This is a genomic window from Streptomyces pimonensis (assembly GCF_041380215.1).
Taxonomy (GTDB): Bacteria; Actinomycetota; Actinomycetes; order Streptomycetales; family Streptomycetaceae; genus Streptomyces; species Streptomyces pimonensis.
Map to the genome: position 1 here is coordinate 1 of NZ_JAHWZY010000109.1, position 1,453 is coordinate 1,453.

The 1,453-nt window shown below is 67.8% G+C and carries 1 protein-coding gene; it reads left to right on the forward strand.

Going from position 1 to position 1,453, the window contains the following annotated elements:
- The first annotated feature begins 46 nt into the window (after positions 1-46).
- Positions 47-1,444: an IS30 family transposase gene (locus KYY02_RS33545; protein WP_371244837.1), complete on the forward strand. Its 1,398-nt coding sequence runs from the start codon at positions 47-49 to the stop codon at positions 1,442-1,444.
- Positions 1,445-1,453 lie beyond the last annotated feature (9 nt).

Genomic DNA, 1,453 nt, shown 5'->3' on the forward strand with positions numbered 1-1,453 from the left:
GGTGGATTCAAGGGCTCGTCGCAACACCTCGATGTGGAGGTGTGGGATGGGACGGTCTGCGGGATGGACGACGAAGATGACGGGGCGTCCAGCGATGCGCTCGCCGGGCACGCCTCCAATCCGCCGGGAGATCGAGCGCGCATTCTGGCGCAAGATCGCTGAAGGGCTGACCAGCGAGGATGCGGCCGTCGCGTGCGGCGTATCAGGACCTGTGGGTTCACGCTGGTTCCGCCAGCGTGGAGGCATGCCGACGATCGAGCTGGGCCCGGGTTCGGGCAGATATCTGTCGTTTACCGAACGCGAGGAGATCGCGCTGCTGCGCATGCAGGGGTGCGGGGTTCGTGAGGTGGCCCGTCGGCTGGGTCGGGCGCCGTCGACGATCTCACGGGAGCTCAAGCGGAACGCCGCGACACGCTGCGGTCGGCTTGAGTATCGGGCCTCGACCGCCCAGTGGAAGGCGGAGCTGGCCGCACGACGCCCCAAGAGCGTAAAGCTGGCCACCAACGAAGCCCTGCGCGCCTATGTGCAGGACAGGCTCGTGGGTGCGGTGAGCGCGCCGGACAGTACCCGGGCACTGGGCCCTGAGGTGCCGGCATGGAAAGGGCGCAACAAGCCTCGACGCCAGGACCGAAGGTGGGCAAAGGCGTGGAGTCCGCAGCAGATCGCGAACCGGCTACCGCTCGACTTCGTGGACGACCCGTCGATGCGCATCTCGCACGAGGCGATCTACCAGGCCCTTTACATCCGTGAGCGCGGCGGACTCGAGCGAGAGTTGGTCACCTGCCTGCGTACCGGCCGTGCGCTGCGGGTTCCCCGGGCACGGGCCCGCCGGCGCGCCCGGGGGCACGTCACGCCGGAGACCGTGATCAGCCGGCGTCCCGCCGAGGCGGAGGACCGGATGACGCCCGGGCACTGGGAGGGCGACCTGATCATCGGGACGAACCGCTCGGCGATCGGCACCGTGGTGGAGCGCACGAGCCGGTTCACGGTGCTGATTCGTCTCCCGCGCATGGAGGGCTACGGCCTGGAACCGCGGGTGAAGAACGGTCCGGCGCTGGCGGGCTACGGCGCGGAGACGATGAAGGATGCACTCTCTGCCTGGCTGACCACGTTGCCCGAGCACGTGCGCAGGTCCCTGACCTGGGATCGCGGCAAGGAGCTTGCCCAGCACGGGAAGTTGACGAGCGAGACCGGCATCAAGGTCTACTTCGCGGACCCCCACAGCCCCTGGCAGCGCGGCACCAACGAGAACACCAATGGCCTGCTGCGGCAGTACTTTCCCAAGGGCACCGATCTCTCCCGCTGGAACGAGAGGGAGCTTGAGGCGGTCGCAGCCTCGCTCAACAGCAGGCCACGCAAGACACTCGGCTGGAGGACGCCCGAAGAAGTCTTCGGGGAACACCTACACTTGGATTACCGAACCAGTGTTGCGACGACCGGTTGAGTGCGGGCA